Genomic DNA, 1,608 nt, shown 5'->3' on the forward strand with positions numbered 1-1,608 from the left:
GCGGCGCACGGCCATCGGCCTGCTGCAGACCAAGACCGACCTGACCTGGCGCGAGCGCGACTGCCTGGCCCTGATCGCCCGCGGTGCCTCCAGCAGCGACATCGCCCGCCAGCTCGCGCTGCCGGCCCAGGCGGTCAACGAGCATGTCGACGCGGCGATGCGCAAGCTGCAGGCGACCAGCCGCAGCGAGGCGGTGGCCATGGCGCTGGTGCTCGGCCTGCTCGAGGGCTGATTCCCACCGTCTTCCGGTCCTGGGTCCTCCCCCTGATCTTCAGGGCCCTCCCCTAATCTTCAGGGATTGAGCCGGTCCGGTCATTTCGGGACACTGCGGCCCAACGTGACCCACCGGAAAACCCGGCAGCCGCCAGCGGCTTTGCGGCAGGACGCATCACGATCAACGCCATGGAACAGGGCAGGTGTCCCCATCATCGGTCCGACGGACCGCGGAAGCCCGGCGCCATGCGCCTGATCGAAGAGTGACCCGAATGCCTGTCGATGCGATTGCCATCAACCTTGCCACCGTCGACGCCCATATCCGCGGCGAAGCCCAGGACCCGGCGTCGGTGATGGACCTCTACACCGACGATATCGTGATGGAGGTTCTCGCCGCCGGCACGGTGCTGACCGACAAGGCGGCGATCCAGGCGAATTACGAACGCATCTTCGCGTCGATCGCCGATGTCGAGATCGTGCCGCTGGACCGCTTCGCCACCGCGGACCGGGTGGTCGACGATTGCCTGGTCCGCTGCCGGCTGATGGCCGGCGGCTTCGCCGCCCCGTCCTTCGCCATCGGCGACCGGGTCGAGATCCGGCTGCTGCATGTGTTCCACATGCGCGACGGCAAGATCGCCCGCGAACAGGTGTTCGAGACCTGGAAGCCCCTGGCCTGACCGGCCCGCGCGCCGGCATCCCCTGACCCAGAAGCCTGTTTTTCCCGGAGCACCCCATGACCGTCTGGCACAGCAGCGACGCGAACGACGTCACCCAGGGCAGCATCGATGGTGACGAACTGTATGGCGAAGGCGGCAGCGATGTGCTGCTCGGGGTCGCCGGCAACGACTCACTGTTCGGCGGCGCCGGCGACGATGCCCTGTGGGGCGACAGCGGCGACGACGACCTGACTGGCGGTGCCGGCGGCGACCAGTTGCATGGCGGCGACGGCCAGGATTCGATCTTCTACAGCGGCGCCGCGGTCGAAATCGTCATCGGCGGTTCCAGCCATGGCGGCGAGGCCGATGGCGACACCGTCTACGCCGACATCGAGAATGTCTATGCCACCGAGGGCGACGACTACATCGTCGGCTCCAGCGTCTACAACGTGCTGGTCGGCAACGCCGGCAACGACTTCCTGTCCGGGCTGGCCGGCAACGACACCCTCATCGGCGGCGACGGCAACGACAACCTCGAAGGCGGCGAGGGCGGCGACTGGATGGATGGCGGCGCCGGCGACGACATCCTGCGCGGTGAGGCCGGCGGCGACTTCCTGATCGGCGGCGACGGCTATGACCGCGCCGATTACTACGCCAGCGCATCCGGGGTGCAGATCGACCTGGGGGCCCAGAGCGCCCATGGCGGCGACGCCGAGGGCGACTATCTCCAGGGCATCGA

General features: G+C 68.3%; 3 protein-coding genes. All 3 read left to right on the top strand.

The genetic code is table 11. The features are described 5' to 3' along the window. The coding region (locus AC3XYG_RS16440) for a response regulator transcription factor (protein ID WP_489140927.1) at positions 1-232 on the top strand (232 nt) is incomplete at its 5' end. A 253-nt stretch (positions 233-485) separates the two neighbouring features. Further along, the gene (locus tag AC3XYG_RS16445) at positions 486-890 is read left to right on the top strand and encodes a nuclear transport factor 2 family protein (protein ID WP_489140928.1); all 405 of its coding nucleotides are present in this window, start codon (positions 486-488) and stop codon (positions 888-890) included. Between the two features lie 56 nt (positions 891-946). Further along, positions 947-1,608 (top strand): calcium-binding protein (locus tag AC3XYG_RS16450; RefSeq protein ID WP_489140929.1); only part of this gene is annotated, 662 nt, incomplete at its 3' end.

The organism is Inquilinus sp. (assembly GCF_057815775.1).